The organism is Dyella sp. Tek66A03, assembly GCF_052567735.1.
In genome coordinates this window covers 1,042,439-1,062,807 of record NZ_CP199584.1, presented here as the reverse complement: position 1 = coordinate 1,062,807, position 20,369 = coordinate 1,042,439, and the positions used below count along the sequence as shown (strand labels likewise).

Genomic DNA, 20,369 nt, shown 5'->3' with positions numbered 1-20,369 from the left:
CCGGCCCTAGTGCGTGCCGCGCTGTCCTCACCGGCCAGCGATTTCAAGCGGCCACTGGCTTCGCTCAGCTTCGCCGCGAACTATCTGGTTGGCGGTTTGGACCCGTTCGGCTGGAAGCTGATTAACCTCGCCATTCACTTGTTGAACGGCGTGCTGGTGTTCGTGCTGATGCGACGCTTACTTGCCGCTGCAAGATACGTTTCAACTGCTGCCGGCAATCACACAGGGCTCGTGTTTGAAACCACTCCTGCTTCCGTGGTTGCAGCATTGACTGCCGCCGGCTGGATGCTCCTACCGATCAACCTCACAGCTGTGCTGTACGTGGTGCAGCGCGAAGAAAGTCTAGCCAACCTGTTTGTGCTTGCGGGATTGATCGGTTACGTGGCGGGGCGGCAACGGATGCTGGCCTACGCCACCACAGCCGGCACTGGCAAATGGGCATGGAGCGGCTTCTGGCTTTGCGCTGCAAGCCTGATAGTCGCCACTGCCATCGGCCTGCCCGCCAAGGAAACGGCGGTGATGCTGCCGCTGTATGCATTCCTGATCGAATGGATCGTGTTCGGTTTCCGGCGCCATGCCGCAGCGCACACCAGCAGTGATGCGACGCGGAACAAATGCATTATCGGCTTGTTCGTATGCGTGCTGATCATGCCAATGGTCGCTGGGCTTGCCTGGCAGATTCCGCATGTACTGAATCCCGCCAACTGGGCTACGCGTGATTTCACGCTCGGCCAGCGACTGCTCAGCGAGGCGCGCGTCGTTTGTGACTACCTCGTCTGGACTGTGCTGCCCACACCGCACGCTCTGTCGTTCTACCACGATGATTTCCGCATCTCGACCGGATTGCTTTCACCGTGGACCACACTGATCAGCCTGTTCGTTCTGGCCACTCTGGTCGTGTTGATGTTTCGACTGCGCCAGCGGCAACCGTTGGTGGCCCTGGGCATCGCCTTGTTCCTTGGCTGCCAGTTGCTGACCGGCACCATCCTGCAGTTGGAATTGGTGTACGAACACCGTAACTATTTCGCCAGCTTCGGCGTGTTGTTGGCCGTCGTGCCTTGGCTCGCAGAGCCCGGGAGCGGTTCGGCGACATGGTCATGGCTGCGCCGTGCCGTACTTGCCAGCTTGATGCTGTGGTGGACAGGACTTACCGCCCTCAGCGCCCATGCCTGGAGCGATCAGTTGGGCCTTGCGCAGGAGCTTGCCGAACGAGCGCCTGACTCGCCTCGTGCGCAGTACGAATTGGGTCGCACCTACATCATCTATTCGCACTACGATCCTGCCTCGCCCTATACCCGACTCGCGTACGCCCCTTTGGAAAGGGCCGCAGGCCTCCCCGAATCATCGATCCTGCCCCAGCAGGCACTGATCTTCATGAATTCGCGCATGGGGCTGCCGCTGAAGGCGCAGTGGTGGGATAGCATGATTGCCAAGCTCAAGGCTCGGAAATCCGGCGTGCAGGACGAAAGCTCACTGGCTGCATTGGCAGAGTGCGCCCGGGATGGCGGGTGCCCTTTGCCCGCCGATCGCATGGTGCAGGCCTTCGAGGCGGCGCTCTCGCATCCGAACCCCAGCGCCAGATTGCAGGCCATCTACAGTGACTATGCCTGGAACGTGCTTGGCAATCACACGCTGGGCCTTCGCATGATTGAGGGTGCCGTGAACTCCGCACCCAATGAACCTGCCTACCGCATCACATTGGTACGCATGCTCGCGACAACTGGATATGGCGCAAAGGCACGCACGGCCCTAGTACAGTTACAAGCCATGAATTTCGGCGGTCGCCTGGACACCACCATCCAGTCCCTGCAGGAGCTTATCGACACGCACGCGACGCCTGCGTCAAACGGCAGGCTGCGATAGAATTCGCGCGCGCTCAGCCAAAACACATATCTCAACAGTCTCGATATTTGCAACACCGATCAGGACAAATCACGACCTATGCGCTTCGCCTTCGGAAAAAACTGGCGCTCCTTTTTGGCCGTGCTGGATGAACATCGAGTCGATCAATCGCGCCGCGCCATTTGCGATCTGTTGGACCGAGAGGATTTGCAGGATTGGCGCGTACTCGACATCGGTTCTGGCAGTGGCTTGTCCAGTCTCGCCATGCATCAGCTTGGGGCCGAAGTGGTTTCGTTCGATTACGACCCCGACTCCGTAGCTTGCACCGAAGAACTGCGCCGGCTCTACGGTGCCAGCGACAAACACTGGACCGTGACGCATGACTCCGTGCTTGACGTGGCATTCATGCAGTCACTCGGAAAATTCAATCTGGTCTATTCCTGGGGCGTACTGCATCACACCGGCGCGATGTGGCAGGCCCTTGACCTTGCGCAACAGTGCGTTGCTCCAGGCGGCACCCTGTTGATTGCGCTATACAACGATCAGGGTTGGCGCTCCGGGGTCTGGCGGGCGATCAAGCGCCTCTACTGCAGTAGCGCGCCAGGACGCTGGCTGGTTGGCGCACTGTTCTACCCATTTTTTGCCCTGTACGCACTGTGGCTGGACCTGCGCCAGCTCCACGTACCCGGCACCCATGCGCGCCAATATGCGCAAAGGCGCGGCATGTCGCTCTTCCACGATTGGAGGGACTGGCTGGGCGGCTACCCGTTTGAGGTTGCCCAACCCGAAGGCGTCGTGAGCAAGCTGGCTGCAGAAGGGTTCCAATTGCAAAGCCAAAAGCTTACCCAAGGCTTGGGTTGCAACGAGTTCGTGTTCACCAAGACCGCAACGTCACATGGCAAGTAAGTTTGCACATGCCATGCGGAGCGTCGAACTGGCACTTGCCATACCACTGCTACCCGCTGGCGGCAGGATTTTAGAACTCGGCGCGGGCGATGGCTGGCAGGCGTCCATTCTCGCCCAACATGGATTCACTGTTACGGCTATCGACGTCGCAGGCGTGACGGCGGGCGCCACGCAATACGCCCCGGTCACCCTCTACGATGGTCGGACACTCCCCTTTCCCGATGCCTCCTTCGAGGCGGTTTATTCATCAAACGTACTCGAACACGTCAAGGACTTCGACCGCATCCAGGCGGAACTGGCGCGAGTGCTCACGGCCGACGGCGTCGCAGTGCACTGCGTTCCTTCGGTAACGTGGCGCTTCTGGACAACGCTTGGGCACCCTATCCATGCTGCGAAATGGGTTTTGAGTTCGCGCAAACGTGCAGCCTCACCGCCAGACTCATCGCAAGCTTCGGATATCAGTCGCCCCTTGGTCGACCAGAGATTGCTTCGATTGCTGCGATTGGGGTTGATTGCGCCAAGGCATGGCGAGCATGGCAACTTGATCACGGAGCACTACCTGTTTAGTCGCGGTGCCTGGAAGCGGCGATTCGAGCAGACAGGATGGCAAATCCACGCGATACGCCCGACGGGTCTGTTCTATTCCGGGAATGAGATTTTCGGGCTCCGCTTAGCCCGTCGATTTCGTGGATCGATGGCCAAGATTCTTGGCAGCAGCACGTTCCTCCTTACAGCTCGCCCGCGCCGAACCCGCGCCTGAGTCGCCATTTACTGCGAACTCGATGACTTGCAGGCATTATTACGAAGCCCCAACAAAGCAAGATTTTATGACGATGATTTCCGCGAGACGTCTAGGCAGGGCCGCCAAATGGTTACTGACCGGAAACCCTGCCGAGCGAAGGCGCGTACGGCAGGAATTGGCTCGTGCCTCGGCCGCCATGTTCGGTGACTTTCCGATCAGCGAGGACCACAAACTTTGGCGAGACGACAAGGTATTTCTTGATGACTTCAACCGCATGTCGCCAGGCAACCCGTATTCGCAGGACAGAAAGTGGACGTTGCGTGAATATGTAAAATTCAACAATGCGCTGCAGGGAGACTTGGCCGAATGCGGCTGCCATGTCGGCACATCTGCGTTTTTCATCGCACAAGCATCCACGCATGGAAAACTGTACCTGTTTGATTCATTCCAAGGACTTTCCGCTCCAGATGCGACGGACCTGGACGTCGCAGAATCCGTGATGCCTTGGTCTGAAGGTGGCGGCGATATGACTGCGAGTGAGACAACGCTTCGACACAACCTCGCTCGCTACGACACGGTCGAAGTATTGCCGGGCTGGATTCCCGAACGATTTGCTGAAGTCGCAGATCGTCAATTCCGACTTGTACATGTCGATGTCGACCTTTACCAGCCGACCCGCGACAGCCTGAACTTTTTCTATCCGCAACTCGTAAAGGGCGGCGTTATCGTCATGGATGATTACGGATTCAAGACCTGCCCCGGCGCAACACGCGCCGCGGACGAACTGGCTGCATCGGAAGGCATCGAGATCCTGCATCTAGCCACCGGCCAAGGCGTCATCATGAAGCGTTGATTTCACCAGGAACGCAATGACGTGACGCCGGAGCCCGCTGTGCAAACACCTCGATGATGTTGCCGCCTGCGTGCAATCGATCAGCCATGCTAAGCAGTAATCTGAGTACGTAATTTTTAGGCGAAAAAGGCCAGAGGGGAGTCTTGTCACTGTTGAATGTAGACAAGTTCAGAACACTGAAGCCCGCTTTTGCAAGCAAGGTTGCGGCCGTTGAAGGTGTAAAGAAATAGGTATGGTGCAACGAATAGGCGTCGAATCGCGGAAGCCTCCCGCCAACACGCAGCCCACGACGAAACCGGTCAAGGTCATTGTCGAACTGTTGCGGCACCTCCAGAACAAATAGCCCGCCCGGCTTGAGAACCCGCGCACACCAGCGAGCGTGCGCGAGGGGATCAGGCATGTGTTCAAGCACATGATTCATGTGAATGGCGTCGAATCGCGCGTCGGACATTTCCTCAACACAGTCAATCGACAGCAGGGTCACGCCGTTCTTTTGTTCTGCAATGGCTCGGGCGTCTACGGACAGCTCGATGCCAATGCAATCATGTCCTGCGTCAAGACCTGCGCGAACAAAGTCGCCGGTGGCCGCACCGTAATCGAGAATAGACAACGGTCCCTCCTTGTTAGCCATGCGCTCAAGACGCGCAATCCTCGCGCGCATGTAGTCGATTCGCGCTTTCGTCGAGGACTCGTAGTCAGCAGGTGAAGCGCCGCCGCCCCCGAAATACATTGCGTCGGTGTAGAGCGACACGTAACCCTCAGCACTTGGCCGAGGGCTCAACCACCGCAAAGAGCAGGCCGGACAGCGCACCACGTCGAATGGCGGCACGAGATTCAGGTATTCACGCCACTGAGGATCAGGCGTCCCCTGCACACCCTCGCACAGCAAGCAATCTCCCACTGCTTCAACCGGAAGTTCGCAAAGCCGGCTTTGCCAAGAACTATTCATGCTCTGCGCCAAATCCATTCCCACCACACCACACGCCCACCAGCGCAATCAACAAATTCGTCGCTATATTCGCGGTGCGAATCAGTAGCGCCAATGCACCAGCCTGTGCCATGTCCAAGCCAAACCCATGGCCACCCAGCATGTAGATCGCTTCCGTCACGCCTAGGTTGCCGGGCAATACAGCGATGAGGGACGATGCATAAATCAGGCAAGCCAAAATGAGCGCCTGCCCAAGCCCTATCGAGGCATCAAAACACGCGTACACCCAATACAGCAACAGTGTACCCAGCACATACTGCGCAACGACGCCCAAGATGCCGCTAGGCGTGATCCCCATGACGGCTCGGTCCATGAGTTGCTTTCGGTTCGCCAGCCAGGCCGGGCGCGTTATGTTGCTCAACCACGTCAACCACAGTTTGCGCATGAAAAACATGCTCAGCCACAGCAGAAATAGCACAAGAGCGGGCCAGCGGCCGCGCGGGTCCCCAACAAGCAGCAGCCCAATCGCCAGTCCCGCAAACGCAATCCAGAGGCTCAATGCAAGCTGACGCCAGGTTGCCAGCAGGGTGTCCGTGACACTCACCTTATGCCGGCCCAGCCATGCCACTCGGATTGCGATGCTGCCGGCCTGTAACGGAGCTACGTAGTTGGCCAATGCGCCCCACGCCCATACCGGCATGAAACGCCAGACTCGCAAACGGACTGGTGTATCAAGGAACACCAAGAAGTTGCGTGCCTGCACCAACGTGGCGCAAATCATGATCACGATGGCGCCCACGAAGGTCAGCGCCTGTTCGCGCCAGATCGCTGCAAGCGTCGGCCACCAGTACACGACCAGAACAACTGCCACGACCACGAGCAGCAGATACGCCACGTTGCGCCACGTTCGCCTTGGCCGACTCATGATTGCAGCACCTCAGTTCCGCCATCCAGCAAAGTCAAATAGCGCGACGCAACGACCTGGGGACGATGAGCTGCGAGTACTGCCTCAACCCCGGACGATGGTTGCTTCAATTCTTCATCCATCGCACGTGCCAAGGTAGCGGCATCGGCGACTGGCACAAGACGGCCGTGGCGTCCGTCATTGAGTATCTCGCGCGGACCATGCGGGCAATCGGTGGACACCACTGGAACTCCCAACGCCAACGCCTCCAGAAGAACATTCGGATAACCTTCCCAGCGGGAAGAAAGAACGTGCAGCTCAGCATCCGCCAGCACACGATACGGGTTGTCCATCGCACCGGTGAACAGGACACGATCCGCCAGGCCGAGTTCATCCGCCAAGTGCTTTAGCCTCCCATGCCAGTCGCCCCCACCGACGATGACCAGGCGGTGGCTGGCGCGTAAAGCGCTGGCAGCGTAGGCGTGCAACAGGGTGGGATGATCTTTTTGCTCAGCCAGTCGCCCGAGCGATACCACATAGGGCTCATCCCCGTGGCTCGACAGCGGCCGTCCCTTTCCGGCCAAATATCGCAACTGTTCAACATCGACCGGATTGCGTATGACATGAATGCGGTCATCCGAAAGGCCCAGCCCACGCAAATCCTGCGCAACGCCAGCTGATACCGCGACCAACCCATCAGCGCACCTGTAGAGCCAACGCATCGCCTGTCGTTTCAGGACACTTTTTGTGTTGACTAGGCTGGCTGCTTCCCGCAAAACGAGGCGCATATGAATGCGCGCCCGCAAGCATGCCAACACAACCAGCAAATTTGTGCCTGTCATCGTGCTCAAGACGGCATGTGGTTTGACCATACGGATGAGCGATACCAGCTTGGGGAATGCCCTCCATGCCAGCGTAGGCCCTTTGGGCGCCCCCCCGGCATCAATCAATTCGTGCAACGTGACAGCATCTGGAACAAGCGCGCGCAGCGGACCGCCGCCAAGCAGGGCAACCACGTGCACTTCCCTCCCTGCGGCCAGAAACGATCCCGCCAGTTGCAGCAATACACGCTCGCCGCCACCTCGTTCGAGGCTCGGCAAGACGAGCAAGATACGATCAGCGCGTGCCGCCACCTTGTCAACCGGCGCGCCAGCGCAGGTAGGCATAAGCCAACCAAAGAGGCTGGGAATGATCGGCGCGCCCAGCGCGATGCTCACGCAGCAGCGCGCGTAATCCCGCAGCATCCACGACACCGGTGTCTCCTGAATCCGTCATGGCCAGCAGGTCATCCCCCAGCCAGTTGCGCAGCCAGTGACTGACCGGCGAAGCAAACCCCTGTTTGCGACGATCCCAGATGAAGTCAGGCACGCGGCCTCGCATGGCCGCCTGCAACAGGCGCTTTCCTCGAAATCCTGAGAAGTGCCATTGCCAAGGCAAGCGTATCGCAAATTCAAAAAGCTCCTTGTCCAGGAAGGGACTGCGAGCTTCGAGTGAATACATCATCGTCGCGCGATCGACTTTTTGCAGGATGTCCTGGGGCAAATAGACCAGGCAATCCATCAACAACATATGCCTCAGTTCGTCCGGGTCATCGGGCCATGGCAGATCGGGCATCGAGTTTCCCGCGCCCAAGGCAGGCACCAGTTGCGCGAGCGTCTCCTTGCGGATCGCCGGCGGACCTACGTAGGAATCCCTGTCCTCGCGCGCCAGCCGCACGAAAAGATGGGCGCGTTTCAACAGGCTGCCGCTGTGATGCGCGTAGGGCTCAGGCGTCGCCAGTACGCCACGCTCGATGATCGAGCGTAACGAACCCGGCAGCCGGTGATATCGCTGGCGCAGCAATCGGCCCATGTATCTGGCGTACCCGCCGAAGATCTCGTCGCTGCCATCACCCGTCAGAACCACTTTGACGTGCCGTGCTGCCACTGAAGCGACCAAAGCGCTGGGAACTAGCGAGGAGTCGCCGAACGGCTGACCCATGCGGCGGGGAAGTTCCCTTGCAAGGGCCGCCGCCATATCCGGCTTGATCTCTTCAGCCGTGTGCAGCGTACCCAACTCGGCTGCTGCCCGCGCCGCTGGCGCCCGCTCGTCGTAGGTCGGTTCGGCAAAGCCCGCCGTGAACGTTCGCAGCCTTCCGAACCCCGATTCCTGCGCGAGCGCACACACGGTCGTTGAATCGACGCCGCCAGAAAGGAACGCCCCGACTTCAACGTCGGACGCCAACTGGCGTCGGCGCACGCTTTGCGTCAACAGTTCGCGTACCCGCCCGGCAGCTTCTCCGAAGCTGCCTGTCCAAGGTTCGACCGATGGCGCCCAATAGCGCTCCTGGACGATGGAGCCATCCGCGCCCAGCCACAGCGTGTGCGCCGGCAAAACTTCACTGACGCCCGCCACACATGTTGTTCCGGGCAGCGCGTAACCGTAGCGAAAATAGTCCGCGATGCCCGCAGCATCTTCCGTGACCGCTACATCTGGAGTCAGCGCCGCCAGTGCCGGCAATTCGGAGGCGCAGGCAAACGCCGCACCGCGACGGCGGTAATAGAGGGGCTTTTTGCCAAAGCGATCCCTTGAAAGCAACAAATCGCCGGAAGCAACATCGTGCAACACGAACGCCCACATGCCATCCAGGCGCTCGACAAACCTTGGACCTTCCGTGATCAACCCAGCCAGCAACACTTCGGTGTCGCTGTCATCCCGGAAGTGCCATCGTCCCGCCAACTGCGCTCGCAGTTCCCGGTAGTTGTAGATCTCGCCGTTGAACACCAAAACCCAGCGTCCAGCGGGATCACGCATGGGCTGGTGACCGCCATTGAGATCGATGATCGCCAGTCGCGTGTGCCCCGCCACGAAATCGCCGCCGACAAAGCATCCAGTTTCATCGGGACCGCGCTGTTTGAGCCGTTGCAAGGCCGCCGCCATGCGTTCGCGGCGCTCCCCGGTTGAAACGGCCGGGTCCCGGAGAAAGGCTATTCCGCACATGACGAGTGCTGCCTCCCGCCTGCTGTCAGGGCTGTCTGGAACAACGCCTCGTAACAACGCGCAGTATCCACCCACGTCCCGATCTGGATGCGTGCGAACGCGCGCGCGCGTTCACCGCGGCGTTGAAGTTCCACGCGATCGGTGACCGCCTGATCCAGCGCAGCGGCCAATGCATCTGCGTCATCGACTGCGACCAGCCAGCCGGTGTCACCATTCCTGACCATCCCCTGCACACCCTCCAGATCGGTGGAAATAACCGGCACACCGCCAGCCAAGGCTTCCACGACAACATTGGGCCGACCTTCCGAACGACTGGAGAGGACGAACACATCCGCTTCAGCAGTGCGTTTCGGCATGTCGGTTGCAGGCACGGTCCCGACAAACGTGAAACAGGAGGACACGCCACGGGATGCGGCCTGAGCGAGCAACGGTTCCCGCTCGGGTCCGTCGCCAACGATGCATACATGCATTCGCTCGCGATGGCGCGCACGCGCGACAGCCTCGATCAACACATCGAAGCCCTTCAGGCGAATCAGGTTGCCGACCGCCAGCACACGCAAGCCAGTTCCGCCGGAAACGGCCCTGTCAATCTCGAAGAATGCTTCATCGGCGCCATTGAGGCACGCATGGATGTCGGCGCGACGGTGTGGGAATTGCGCCTGCAGCCGTTCGGCCATCGCCTCCGAAACGCAAATCACTATTCGACTATTACGCACGGCCAAGCCGAGGATCATTCGATCCAGCCACGAACGCGTCGCGCGCGCTACATCGCTGCCGCGCAACGTCGTGATCACGGGCTTCCTCCGCAAACGCCCGATGATGCCCGCCATGGCCCCACATACCGACCAGTTGGCATGGATTAAATCCGCATCACCCGCGCACAGCAGGCAGCGCCAAAACAGCCCGAACAGCAGTCCTGGTAGCAATAATGCGTGCCATGGTGAGCGCCGCAGGCCCGTAACCACTCCGCCTGACTCCTGGGCCAACCTGCGCCAAGCCCTAGGGGCGTAACGCACTGCATGAATGCGAATGCCCGGTGCCGCGCCATCGTCAAATGTCGCCTTTACGGGTTTCGAATCGGCGGGACAGACCACGTCTATTGCGCATCCTTCAGACAATCGTCGATAAAGACTTTGGACGAATACGCCTGCGGAACTACCCGTGCGCAACGGATATGACGTCGACAATGCGAGCAAGCGCATTTTTTTCATGACCGAATCACGCGGATCAGTCTACGCATCGCGCCGGTAAATCAACGATGTGATCTGCTCGGAAACCAATCCGATCAGGAAAACGATCACCGCCGCGCTCCACATCAACGTACTCATGTTCGTCAGCCGTCCATCCATGAAGAACGTCCGCGCGTAGTTGGCGCACCCCGCCAAAAAGAACAGCGCACTCGCCGGCACAAACAACTTCAATGGCGAATACAACGTTGCGATCTTGAAAATAATCAAGAAAAACCGCACGCCGTCCTTCAGCGGCTTGATGTGGCTCTTGCCCACGCGCTGTGCCGCCCTGATCGGCACATATGCCACGGGATACGCGCTGCGGAAAAACGCCATGGTGCTGGTGGTGGGATAGGAAAACCCGTTGGGCAGCAGATGCAGGAATTCACGGAATTTGTCGGCGCACACGGCGCGGTAGCCAGAGGTGAGATCCTTCACTTCGTGACCTGTCATGTGCGTCGCCAGCCAGTTGTAGATGGTGTTGGCGACCCCTCGCCCCACACCGGCCTGGCTGCTCCAGTCGCGGGCGCCGACGACCATGTCATAACCTTGTTCCAGTTTTTCCAACAGGCGCGCAATGTCCGCAGGGTCGTGCTGACCGTCGCCGTCCATGAAAATCAGCACGTCGCCGCTGGCGGCACGGGCGCCGCGTTTGATGGCGGCTCCATTGCCCATGGCATATGGGGAGGACAGGCAGGTCACGTTTGCGGCGGCGCAAATGTCGCGTGTGTCATCGGTTGAACCGTCATCTACTATGATGATCTCCGCTGCCGGTTCGGCCTGGCGCAGGCGTGGCAACAAATCCTTCAGCGCCGCCCCTTCGTTTTTGGCGGGCAGGATGATGCTTAGACGAGTCAAGAGCGGGCCCCCGAGAGTGAGCCGGCATCATAACCTGAGCGACATGCCGATCCGCGGTCTCTGACCACCCGTGTGAAATTGCTGGCGGTGGATCACATCACGCCGGGTGTACCTCGCCCGCCCGCTCCTTCCTCCGGTGCCGCCGGCAGGTCGATCGGCAGCACCGCGAGCGCTTCGTTGCACCGCCGCCAGATCTGGGGCCGAGGCTCCCAGTTCATCTCCACGCGCGCCAGCTGATGGATGCTGATCGCCGCCTGCAAATCCGTCATCCTGTATTTGAAGCCGCGCTCGACCTCCTGATAGTGGCGATACCCTTGGTCGCTGAAACGGTGTCATGCACCCTTGCTCATGCCGTGCAGCGCGGGCACGGGCACGGGCGATGTGCTCCTCTACGCGGGATGATCGCCTATTCAATGGCCCCCGGGTCAATGTTCTGGGTCACGCGATCAACAACGGTAAGCACGGGCCTGAGCCCGGCATGCAGGATGGCATTGACCGTGGCGCAGAACGTCAGCGAGGTGGTAATGACCCACTGTCCGGCACCAGGCCGGCCGCCACTATGCTCACGTGCAAGACCGCCGTACAGGACTTTGACAGCCGCCACCTGGGACGGACGCACGCCTCGCCAACTGGCAAAGTCCCGTTCGAACTAGGCCACCCGCGGCCCTGTGCCCAGCCAGCCCGAACGCAGGCAGGCCTCCGACTTGGCAATCTTGGCCTCTTCGATACGCGGGGCGCCAAAGACCGGAAAAGGGCGCCGGGAGTCGGTTTTTGACACGATGCCTAGTGACTTCGGGGCAAAAGCGGCTTTTCTATCTCAACCATGCGGTAACGTCTACGTCTTTCTGGCCGTCGAGGCACGCCTGTTGCATGGCCTTTCACGCTGCGGCGATCTGTGCGCAGCGTCACCCCGCGTGCCATGGAGTTCACGCGGCGGGTGACCTACCCGCTCAACTGGGGTAAATTCCCAATCAATCAGGGGGCTGAGTCAGTATTGCCATGTCAACGTTAATGCAACCCTCGCTCGCGGGCCTATCAGGCATGGCGCGCCGGCTGGTGTCGGAAGACGTGCTGCCCGAGGCCGACGTGCGCAAGGCAGTGGCTGATTCGCTCCAGCACAAGACCGCCTTCGCCGCCTGGCTGCTGGACCACAACCTGGTAGACAGCGCTCGTTTGACCCGCATCGCTTCCGACGAGTTCGGCATGCCGATGATGGACGTCAGTTCCCTGGCACCAACCCAGATGCCGGTCAATCTGATCAGCGAGGCGCTGATCAACAAGCATCGCGCCATTCCATTGTTCAAGCGCGGCAAGCGGTTGTTCGTGGGTATCGCCGATCCCATGCAGTCGCATGCGCTGGACGAGATCAAGTTCCATTCTAATTGCATGGTGGAACCGATCCTGGTCGAGCGCGGCCAGCTCCTGCGCACGATCGAGACCTTGCTCAGCACCATGAGCAACGCCATGCCCGACATGGGCGGTGGCGAGCTCGACGATCTGTCGCTGGAGGGCGGTGATGACGAGGCCGAGTCCACCGGCATCGACGCCAACGCGAATGACGACGCGCCGGTTGTGAAGTTCGTCAACAAGATCCTGGTGGATGCGATCAAGCGCGGCGCCTCGGATATCCACTTCGAGCCGTTCGAGACCCAATACCGCGTGCGCCTGCGTATGGATGGCATGCTGCGCGCCGTGGCCAGCCCGCCAATGAAGTTGGCTTCGCGCATTTCGTCCCGCATCAAGGTCATGGCCGGCCTGGACATCGCCGAGCGGCGCGTGCCGCAGGACGGCCGCATCAAGCTCAACCTGTCCAAGAGCCGTGCCGTCGACTTCCGCGTCAGTACGCTGCCGACCCTGTTCGGCGAAAAGATCGTGATGCGTATCCTGGACGGATCGGCTGCGAAACTCGGCATCGATGTGCTGGGCTACGAGGAGGTGCAGAAACAGCTGTACTTGGATGCCATCCACAAGCCCTACGGCATGGTGCTAGTCACCGGCCCGACAGGCTCGGGCAAAACCGTGTCGCTGTATACGGCGCTCAACATCCTCAACACTACCGAGCGCAATATCTCGACGGTCGAGGACCCGGTGGAAATCCGTGTCGAGGGCATCAACCAGGTCCAGCAGAACGTCAAGCGCGGCATGACCTTCGCGGCTGCGCTACGTTCATTCCTGCGCCAGGACCCGGACGTGATCATGGTCGGCGAAATTCGCGACCTGGAAACCGCCGAAATCGCCGTCAAGGCGGCCCAGACCGGCCACATGGTGCTGTCGACTCTGCATACCAACGACGCACCACAGACCATTTCGCGCCTGATGAACATGGGCATTGCGCCGTATAACATCACGTCGTCGGTAACCCTGATCATTGCCCAGCGGCTGGCCCGTCGCCTGCATGAGTGCAAAAAGCCACTAGAGTTGCCGCCACAAACGCTGTTGGCGGCAGGCTTCACCCAGGAAGATATCGACGCTGGCCTGACCCTATATGAAGCCGTCGGCTGCGATAGTTGCAACGAGGGCTACAAGGGACGCTTAGGTATCTACCAGGTAATGCCGATGCTGGAAGACATCCAGAAGATCATCTTGCAAGGCGGCAATGCGCTGCAAATCGCCGAAGTAGCCCGCAAAGCCGGCGTGAACGACTTGCGCGCATCCGCTCTATTGAAGGCAAAGAAGGGCGTTACTAGCCTGGCTGAGATCGATCGCGTCACCAAGGATTGAGGTCTAAAGCGGCCGAATAGGGCTATGGGTCGCACCAAAGTTGCGTCCGGCGCCACGAATTGCTCCACACGAATGACTTAAGCTGCAAAAAATCAGGCTGTCGTCTTCCTAAGACGACCCGACCGTACCAGCAGGGGGAATCACAATGGCCACGGCCACCGCCGCTACCAAGAACGCCGGTTCGCTGGGCGCCCAGCGCGCTGTAATCAGCAAGCTGACCATGTACGACTGGGTTGCGCTGGACAAGCGCGGCAAGCGTATGAAAGGCGAGATGTCGGCGAAGAATGCCACCCTCGTCAAGGCCGAACTGCGTCGTCAGGGCATGAACCCACAGACGGTGCGCGAACGCGGCAAACCGCTTTTCGGTGCAAACGGAAGTGCTGTAAAGCCCCGCGACGTCGCGATCTTCAGTCGCCAGATCGCCACCATGATGGCCTCGGGCGTTCCGATGGTGCAGTCCTTCGAAATCATCGCCGACGGCCAGAAGAACATCCGCTTCAAGAACATCCTGACCGATGTGAAGCAGGGCATCGAGGGCGGCTCGGCCTTGCACGAAGCATTGGCAAAGTACCCTGTGCAGTTCGACGAACTGTACCGCAACCTGGTCCACGCTGGCGAAGCATCGGGTGTGCTCGATACCGTGCTCGACACCGTAGCGACTTACAAGGAAAAGACGGAGACACTCAAGGCGAAGATCAGAAAGGCGCTGTTCTATCCCATGATGGTGTTGGCGGTAGCGCTATTGGTCAGCATGATCATGCTGCTGTTCGTGGTGCCGGTCTTCGCCCAAACCTTCAAGGATGCTGGCGCTGAGCTGCCTGCCCCGACACAGATCGTGATCAACGCATCTGAGTTCATGAAGGCCTATTGGTGGGCGGTCATTTTCGGCATCATCGGCAGCGTCGTCGCTTTGGTGATGGCCAAGAAGCGTTCGGTAAAGTTCGCTCACTTCCTCGATCGGGTGATGCTGAAGCTGCCGGTCATCGGCAATATCCTTCGCCAATCGGCCATCGCCCGTTTCGCACGGACGCTTGGCGTCACCTTCCGCGCAGGTGTACCGCTGGTAGAAGCTTTGGATGCAGTGGCCGGCGCCACCGGTAGCATTGTCTACGGCGACGCGGTCAGACAGATGCGAGAAGATGTCTCGGTGGGTCACCAGCTCCAGTTGGCGATGCGCCAAACCGGCGTATTCCCCAACATGGTGGTGCAGATGACCGGCATCGGCGAGGAATCCGGCGCGCTGGACCATATGCTGTTCAAGGTGGCCGAGTTCTATGAGGAAGAGGTGAGCAACGCCGTTGACACACTGGCCACCCTGCTCGAACCGCTGATCATGGTGATCCTCGGCGCACTGGTCGGTGGCATGGTCATCTCGCTTTACCTGCCCATCTTCAAGCTCGCAGGCACGGTGTAATCTGCTGTTCTCCAAGCCCCTCTCCCATTGGGAGGGGGGCTTTTTTATAGCCTTTGGAACTGCGCATGCTTGATCTTCCTCTGTGGGCCTGGATTCTCGCCGGTGGCGTGCTCGGCCTGATGGTCGGCAGCTTTCTCAACGTCGTGATCCTGCGCTTGCCGGAACGCATGAAAGCCGAATGGCGACTGGATGCGCTCGACACGCTGGGGGTCGAGTCCGAGGACAAGCCGCTACCTCCCGGGATCGTGCGTGAGCCATCGCACTGCCCGCACTGCCTCCACCGGCTCTCGGCGCTGGACAATATTCCGCTGTTTGGCTGGCTGCTGCTGCGCGGGCGCTGTCGTTACTGCAAGACTTCCATTTCCATCCAGTACCCGCTGATCGAGCTGCTGAGCGGTGTCCTTAGCGCGGTTATCGTGTGGAAGTTGGGGCCGACCTGGCCCGCTCTCGCAGGCCTGGTGTTCACCTGGATGCTGATCGCTTTGGCCGGCATCGACTTCCGCACGCAATACCTCCCTGACCAGCTCAACTTTCCGCTGCTGTGGCTGGGCCTGGTACTCGCCGTGTTGCCGATGTTCGTTCTGCCTTCCTCAGCGATTATCGGCGCGGCCATCGGCTATCTGAGCCTGTGGAGTGTGTACTGGCTGTTCAAGCTGCTTACGGGCAAGGAAGGCATGGGCTATGGCGACTTCAAGCTGCTTGCCGCGCTGGGCGCCTGGATGGGGCCCAGTGCCATCTTGCCGGTGATCCTGCTGTCGTCGCTGATCGGGGCGCTGGTCGGCGGTACGCTGATCCTGCTGCGCAAGCATGGTCGGGAGATTCCCATGCCGTTTGGCCCCTTCATTGCCGCCGCCGGCTGGGTGTGGTTCGTCGCGGGGGACTGGCTTCTGCTCAACTATATGCAGCTGACCGGGCTGCGATGAGTGGTCAGCGCCGCAGCTTCGTAGTCGCACTGACCGGCGGTGTCGCCGCCGGCAAGAGCGCGGTATCGCGACGCTTCGAAGCGCTGGGCATTCATGTCTACGACGCCGACGTGGCCTCGCGCGAGGTCATCGCTCCGGGTACCGGGGGACTGCAGGCCGTCATCGATCACTTTGGTGGCGAGGTGCTCGACAGCCGTGGCCAGTTGGACCGCGCCGCCATGCGCAAACGCGTGTTTGGTGACGACGAGGCACGGCGCGCGCTCGAGGCCATCATTCACCCGCGCGTACGCGCCTGGCTACACGAGCACGCCCACGCTGATCGCGGCGCCTACTGCCTGCTGGCGATTCCGTTGCTGGCGGAAAACCTGGACCACTACCGCTGGGTGGACCGGGTGCTGGTGGTCGACGCGCCCAAAGCCATGCAGCTCGAGCGGCTGGTACGGCGCGACGGCATCGATGAAGCCTTGGCGCGGCGCATGATCGAACGCCAGGCCCATCGCACGGAGCGGTTGATGCTGGCCCACGATGTCATCGAAAACCACGGCGACGAAGCGGCGCTGGACCAGGCCGTGTCGCAGTTGCACACGCGCTATCTGGCCTTGGCTGAAGCCACGCGCTGAGCGTCTCTCACGAGAGCAGGCTTTACCAGAAGCCGCGGATGCCGGCCACGCCCTGCCCGCCCGCCCGTCGCGCCACCTGAGTATCGGCCTCCGTCATGCCGCCAAGCGCATAGACCGGCACGGAAGCGGCTTCGAGCATCGACTGGAATGTCGGCCAACCCAGGGGGACCACACCGGGATGCGTGGCGGTGGCTGACACGGGTGACAGTGTCGCGAAATCGGCGAACCGCGACGCCTGGGCGAGCTCAATCTCGTCATGGCAGCTGGCACCCACCAGTTGGCTTAAAGGCAACGGCCGCTCTTCCAGGGAGGACAGCTGAAAGGCCTTGAGCTGCACGCCAACACCGCTACCGAGCTCGAGCGCCCCCGCGACATCGCCACTCAGAAGCATGTGTGCGCCTCGCGCCCGCGCCACCGGCAACAAGGCTGCCGCCAGTTCACGCACACGCTCAGGCGCCCATAGCGGAAAACGCAGCAAGGCCAGGTGCAGGCCGTGCTCGATGGCCTCGACCAGGCGATGCCGCCAAGCCTCGAACGCCTCGGGAGGTACTTCGGCGGGCGTGATCGGATAGCGCGCCGGCAATTGCAGTGCTCGCAGGATGGGCCGATCGGCCGGCGACAATATGGCCGGATCGATGCCCGCGGGATCGCACCATTGCAGCGCCTGCCCCTCCAGCGACATCGGCTCACCGTGCCAGTGACGGACGGTCCAGGCGTCGAGCAGCAAGGATCGATCGCCGTAGTGCCATGGCACGCGGATCACGGGATCACAGATCTCGGCCTCGATACCCAGCTCTTCGCGCAACTCGCGGACGAGCCCGGCGGCCGGTATCTCGCCCGCATCCAGCTTGCCACCGGGAAATTCCCACAGCCCCGCCAGATGCTTGCCAGGCGGCCGCTGGGCCAGCAACACACGGCCGCGGGCATCCAGCAGCACGCCGGCCATCACGTGCATGGCTCGGCTCACCTGGAGAAGGCCATGGCTGGGCCGCCTGGGTCAGGCGTTGCGAATGTACTCGACCATGTCGAAGTCATAGGCGTGATCGGCATCCTTCTTGTGATGCGTACGCGAGACTTCGGTCCAGTCGCTGAAATGCACGCCTGGGAAGAACGTATCGGCGCCATCGACCGCCCCGTTGACCCAGGTCAGATAGAGGCGCTTGGCCTGCGGCAGCGCCTCGTTATAGACCGCCCCACCGCCAATCACCATCAGTCCGGTGCCGCCGGCCCTGGCGAGGCCCTCGGCCAGGGAACGCACGGTGATTTGGCCCGGAAACGGTGCCTCGTGCTTGCGGCTCAGCACCAGGTTCGTGCGGTCCGGCAAGGCGCGGCCCACGGCGACGGCCGTGTTGTAACCCATCAGCACGTACTTGCCGAGGGTGAGCTGCTTGAACCAGCGCAGGTCGTCCGGCAGATGCCAGGGGAGCTGACCTTTGCGGCCGATGGCGAAGTTCTCATCCAGAGCGGCAATCAACGAAATAGCCATGAAAATCCTTGGGTCATCGACGGTTGGAGCAGCTCACGGCAGCCGGCCAAAGGCTCCGCGGCGACCGATTTTAGCAGGATGCGATGACGCATCCACGGGTTGTTTGCGGGTTTACACCGCCACCGGCGCCCTGATAGCCGGGTACGGCTCGTAGCCGCTGATGGCCACGTCCTCGAAGCGGAAGTCGAACAGTGATCGTACCCCCGGATTGAGCTCCAGTCGCGGCAACGGGCGCGGCTCGCGCGACAGCTGCAGGCGCGCCTGTTCGAGGTGGTTGTTGTACAGGTGCGCGTCGCCCAGGGTGTGCACGAAATCGCCCACGCCCAGATCGCACACCTGGGCGATCATGTGGGTCAGCAGCGCGTAGCTGGCGATGTTGAAAGGCACGCCCAGGAAAATGTCGCCGGACCGCTGGTAAAGCTGGCAGCTCAGCTTGCCGTCCGCCACGTAGAACTGGAACAGCGCGTGACACGGCATCAAGGCCATCTTCGGCAGCTCGCCGACATTCCACGCGCTCACCAACAGGCGGCGCGAATCGGGATTGCGCTTGATCTCGTCCACCACCCAGCGAATCTGATCCACCACGCCGCCGTCGGCGGTAGGCCATGCGCGCCACTGCTTGCCATACACCGGCCCAAGCTCGCCGTTGGCATCGGCCCATTCGTCCCAGATGCTGACGCCGTGTTGCTTCAGGTAGGCCGTATTGGTTTCGCCGCGCAGGAACCAGATCAGCTCGTGGATGATCGATTTCAAATGCAGTTTCTTGGTCGTGACCAGCGGAAACCCCTGCGCCAGATCAAAGCGCATCTGCCAGCCGAAAACGCTGCGCGTGCCGGTGCCGGTGCGGTCGTCCTTTTCGGTGCCGTGATCGAGCACATGTTGCAATAAATCCAGATAGGCACGCATGCGCTTACTCCTTGGCCGGCAGCGAAACCGCGTAAGGGCGCAAGGTCGGCGCCTTGCGCGACATCACGATCAACACGACACCGACGAGGATCAAGGGCAGCGATTGGATCTGCCCCATGGTCAGCCAGCCCCAGGCCAGATAACCGAGCTGCGGATCGGGCACGCGGACGAACTCGACCGCAAAGCGGAAACATCCGTACATCAGCGCGAATAGGCCCGACATCAGGTAACGCGGCCGGGGTTTCATCGAGACCAGGAAGAGGAAGCTGAACATCACCACGCCCTCCAACAGCATCTCGTACAGCTGCGAGGGATGACGCGGCAAACGATCCGGCGCATTCGGGAAAATCATCGCCCAGGGCACGTCCGACGGCTTACCCCACAACTCGCCGTTGATGAAATTGCCCAGTCGACCCAGGCCCAGGCCAATCGGCACGATCGGCGCCACGAAGTCCATGGTGTCGAAGAAATGCACGCCCTGGCGACGGGACCACCACCAGCCGGCCACCAGCACGCCTAGCAGGCCACCATGGAAGCTCATGCCACCGTCCCATACGCGGAACAGCGCCAGTGGATCGGTCCAGATCCAGTGGATGTCGGCGTAAAACAGCATGTACCAGACGCGCCCACCGACGATGACGCCCATCATCGCGTAGAACAGCAGGTCGCCCACCGCATCGCGCGTCACCGGCAGGCGTCCCTTGCCGCGCCGGTACTCCGCCAGCAACCAGGCGCCCAGGAAGCCGGAGAGGTACATCAGGCCATACCAGTGGATCTGAAGCGGCCCCAGATGAAAGGCAACAGGGTTGAAGTCAACGGTAAAGGGCTGCGTCATGGGCAAACGGGGCGGCGGCAAAACGGCAGTGTAGCGGGCAAGCCGGGGCAAGACATGAGCCATTGACGCCTAAGTGTTTGTCGTTCGCCGCCGCCACACTCAACGGCGGAGAACCCGCGCGGCGAACTGCCCGCAGAACATAAGGTAGACGTCATGCGTCAACCGTACGGGAATTCCAACGTGCGTGAGAAGCGCGCAAAGGGACCTTTTCCTACACATATGA

At 60.9% G+C, this 20,369-nt stretch carries 20 protein-coding genes; 8 read left to right on the top strand and 12 right to left on the bottom strand.

All coding sequences use genetic code 11. The features are described from left to right. Positions 1–9: 9 nt before the first annotated feature. From ACT01B_RS04665 to ACT01B_RS04650, 4 genes are all read left to right on the top strand, one after another. Positions 10–1,863: a tetratricopeptide repeat protein gene (locus ACT01B_RS04665; RefSeq protein ID WP_445146218.1), complete on the top strand. Its 1,854-nt coding sequence runs from the start codon at positions 10–12 to the stop codon at positions 1,861–1,863. A gap of 120 nt (positions 1,864–1,983) precedes the next feature. Continuing rightward, positions 1,984–2,748, top strand: a complete 765-nt coding sequence (locus ACT01B_RS04660) for a class I SAM-dependent methyltransferase (protein ID WP_445147426.1) — start codon at positions 1,984–1,986, stop codon at positions 2,746–2,748. Next, positions 2,738–3,508 (top strand): class I SAM-dependent methyltransferase, encoded by a 771-nt coding sequence (locus ACT01B_RS04655; protein ID WP_445146217.1) that lies wholly within the window; start codon positions 2,738–2,740, stop codon positions 3,506–3,508. Before ACT01B_RS04660 ends, ACT01B_RS04655 begins: the two co-directional genes overlap by 11 nt. Before the next feature lie 67 nt (positions 3,509–3,575). Continuing rightward, positions 3,576–4,343, top strand: coding sequence for a TylF/MycF/NovP-related O-methyltransferase (locus ACT01B_RS04650; protein WP_445146216.1), 768 nt, complete (start codon positions 3,576–3,578; stop codon positions 4,341–4,343). Here the strand turns inward: ACT01B_RS04650 and ACT01B_RS04645 are convergent. The 8 genes from ACT01B_RS04645 to ACT01B_RS04610 form a co-directional block, all read right to left on the bottom strand. Then, the gene (locus tag ACT01B_RS04645) at positions 4,330–5,292 is read right to left on the bottom strand and encodes a class I SAM-dependent methyltransferase (protein ID WP_445146215.1); all 963 of its coding nucleotides are present in this window, start codon (positions 5,290–5,292) and stop codon (positions 4,330–4,332) included. The genes ACT01B_RS04650 and ACT01B_RS04645 overlap by 14 nt on opposite strands. Further along, positions 5,285–6,166 (bottom strand): lysylphosphatidylglycerol synthase domain-containing protein, encoded by an 882-nt coding sequence (locus ACT01B_RS04640; RefSeq protein WP_445146214.1) that lies wholly within the window; start codon positions 6,164–6,166, stop codon positions 5,285–5,287. The genes ACT01B_RS04645 and ACT01B_RS04640 overlap by 8 nt, the downstream gene beginning before the upstream one ends. Positions 6,167–6,192: 26 nt before the next feature. After that, positions 6,193–7,392, bottom strand: a complete 1,200-nt coding sequence (locus tag ACT01B_RS04635; RefSeq protein WP_445146213.1) for a glycosyltransferase — start codon at positions 7,390–7,392, stop codon at positions 6,193–6,195. Further along, complete coding sequence (asnB, locus tag ACT01B_RS04630) at positions 7,313–9,094, bottom strand: asparagine synthase (glutamine-hydrolyzing) (RefSeq protein ID WP_445146212.1); 1,782 nt, start codon at positions 9,092–9,094, stop codon at positions 7,313–7,315. The genes ACT01B_RS04635 and asnB overlap by 80 nt, the downstream gene beginning before the upstream one ends. 47 nt (positions 9,095–9,141) lie before the next feature. Further along, on the bottom strand, positions 9,142–10,365 hold the full coding sequence (locus ACT01B_RS04625) for a glycosyltransferase (protein ID WP_445146211.1): 1,224 nt from the start codon (positions 10,363–10,365) through the stop codon (positions 9,142–9,144). Positions 10,366–10,386: 21 nt separating this feature from the next. Further along, positions 10,387–11,241: a glycosyltransferase family 2 protein gene (locus ACT01B_RS04620; RefSeq protein ID WP_445146210.1), complete on the bottom strand. Its 855-nt coding sequence runs from the start codon at positions 11,239–11,241 to the stop codon at positions 10,387–10,389. A gap of 92 nt (positions 11,242–11,333) precedes the next feature. Next, complete coding sequence (locus tag ACT01B_RS04615) at positions 11,334–11,510, bottom strand: DegT/DnrJ/EryC1/StrS family aminotransferase (protein WP_445146209.1); 177 nt, start codon at positions 11,508–11,510, stop codon at positions 11,334–11,336. 137 nt (positions 11,511–11,647) lie between these two features. Next, positions 11,648–11,845 (bottom strand): DegT/DnrJ/EryC1/StrS family aminotransferase, encoded by a 198-nt coding sequence (locus ACT01B_RS04610; RefSeq protein ID WP_445146208.1) that lies wholly within the window; start codon positions 11,843–11,845, stop codon positions 11,648–11,650. Positions 11,846–12,240: 395 nt separating this feature from the next. Here ACT01B_RS04610 and pilB point away from each other — a divergent pair, with 395 nt between their 5' ends. The 4 genes from pilB (at position 12,241) to coaE (ending at position 16,919) form a co-directional block, all read left to right on the top strand. Continuing rightward, entirely contained in the window at positions 12,241–13,962 is a 1,722-nt protein-coding gene (gene pilB, locus ACT01B_RS04605; protein ID WP_445146207.1) for a type IV-A pilus assembly ATPase PilB, read from the top strand. Between the two features lie 145 nt (positions 13,963–14,107). Next, positions 14,108–15,376, top strand: a complete 1,269-nt coding sequence (locus ACT01B_RS04600) for a type II secretion system F family protein (protein ID WP_445146206.1) — start codon at positions 14,108–14,110, stop codon at positions 15,374–15,376. Between the two features lie 65 nt (positions 15,377–15,441). After that, positions 15,442–16,299, top strand: coding sequence for a prepilin peptidase (locus ACT01B_RS04595; RefSeq protein WP_445146205.1), 858 nt, complete (start codon positions 15,442–15,444; stop codon positions 16,297–16,299). Next, entirely contained in the window at positions 16,296–16,919 is a 624-nt protein-coding gene (coaE, locus tag ACT01B_RS04590; protein WP_445146204.1) for a dephospho-CoA kinase, read from the top strand. The genes ACT01B_RS04595 and coaE overlap by 4 nt, the downstream gene beginning before the upstream one ends. Positions 16,920–16,941: 22 nt before the next feature. On the opposite strand, the gene ACT01B_RS04585 is transcribed toward coaE, so the two are convergent. From ACT01B_RS04585 to lgt, 4 genes are all read right to left on the bottom strand, one after another. After that, positions 16,942–17,874 (bottom strand): Nudix family hydrolase, encoded by a 933-nt coding sequence (locus ACT01B_RS04585; RefSeq protein WP_445146203.1) that lies wholly within the window; start codon positions 17,872–17,874, stop codon positions 16,942–16,944. A 42-nt stretch (positions 17,875–17,916) separates the two neighbouring features. After that, the gene (locus tag ACT01B_RS04580) at positions 17,917–18,405 is read right to left on the bottom strand and encodes a dihydrofolate reductase (protein ID WP_445146202.1); all 489 of its coding nucleotides are present in this window, start codon (positions 18,403–18,405) and stop codon (positions 17,917–17,919) included. A 111-nt stretch (positions 18,406–18,516) separates the two neighbouring features. Next, positions 18,517–19,311: a thymidylate synthase gene (locus ACT01B_RS04575; RefSeq protein WP_445146201.1), complete on the bottom strand. Its 795-nt coding sequence runs from the start codon at positions 19,309–19,311 to the stop codon at positions 18,517–18,519. Positions 19,312–19,315: 4 nt separating this feature from the next. Continuing rightward, positions 19,316–20,146 (bottom strand): prolipoprotein diacylglyceryl transferase, encoded by an 831-nt coding sequence (gene lgt, locus ACT01B_RS04570; RefSeq protein WP_445146200.1) that lies wholly within the window; start codon positions 20,144–20,146, stop codon positions 19,316–19,318. Positions 20,147–20,369: the final 223 nt, after the last annotated feature.

Coding starts and splice junctions, on each gene's coding strand:
- ACT01B_RS04655 (WP_445146217.1), top strand. CDS start 2,738: ATGGCAAGTAAGTTTGCACATGCCATGCGGAGCGTCGAACTGGCACTT.
- ACT01B_RS04650 (WP_445146216.1), top strand. CDS start 3,576: ATGACGATGATTTCCGCGAGACGTCTAGGCAGGGCCGCCAAATGGTTA.
- ACT01B_RS04645 (WP_445146215.1), bottom strand. CDS start 5,292: ATGAATAGTTCTTGGCAAAGCCGGCTTTGCGAACTTCCGGTTGAAGCA.
- asnB (WP_445146212.1), bottom strand. CDS start 9,094: ATGGCGGCGGCCTTGCAACGGCTCAAACAGCGCGGTCCCGATGAAACT.
- ACT01B_RS04625 (WP_445146211.1), bottom strand. CDS start 10,365: ATGAAAAAAATGCGCTTGCTCGCATTGTCGACGTCATATCCGTTGCGC.
- ACT01B_RS04615 (WP_445146209.1), bottom strand. CDS start 11,510: ATGACGGATTTGCAGGCGGCGATCAGCATCCATCAGCTGGCGCGCGTG.
- pilB (WP_445146207.1), top strand. CDS start 12,241: ATGTCAACGTTAATGCAACCCTCGCTCGCGGGCCTATCAGGCATGGCG.
- ACT01B_RS04600 (WP_445146206.1), top strand. CDS start 14,108: ATGGCCACGGCCACCGCCGCTACCAAGAACGCCGGTTCGCTGGGCGCC.
- ACT01B_RS04595 (WP_445146205.1), top strand. CDS start 15,442: ATGCTTGATCTTCCTCTGTGGGCCTGGATTCTCGCCGGTGGCGTGCTC.
- coaE (WP_445146204.1), top strand. CDS start 16,296: ATGAGTGGTCAGCGCCGCAGCTTCGTAGTCGCACTGACCGGCGGTGTC.
- ACT01B_RS04585 (WP_445146203.1), bottom strand. CDS start 17,874: ATGCACGTGATGGCCGGCGTGCTGCTGGATGCCCGCGGCCGTGTGTTG.
- ACT01B_RS04580 (WP_445146202.1), bottom strand. CDS start 18,405: ATGGCTATTTCGTTGATTGCCGCTCTGGATGAGAACTTCGCCATCGGC.
- ACT01B_RS04575 (WP_445146201.1), bottom strand. CDS start 19,311: ATGCGTGCCTATCTGGATTTATTGCAACATGTGCTCGATCACGGCACC.
- lgt (WP_445146200.1), bottom strand. CDS start 20,146: ATGACGCAGCCCTTTACCGTTGACTTCAACCCTGTTGCCTTTCATCTG.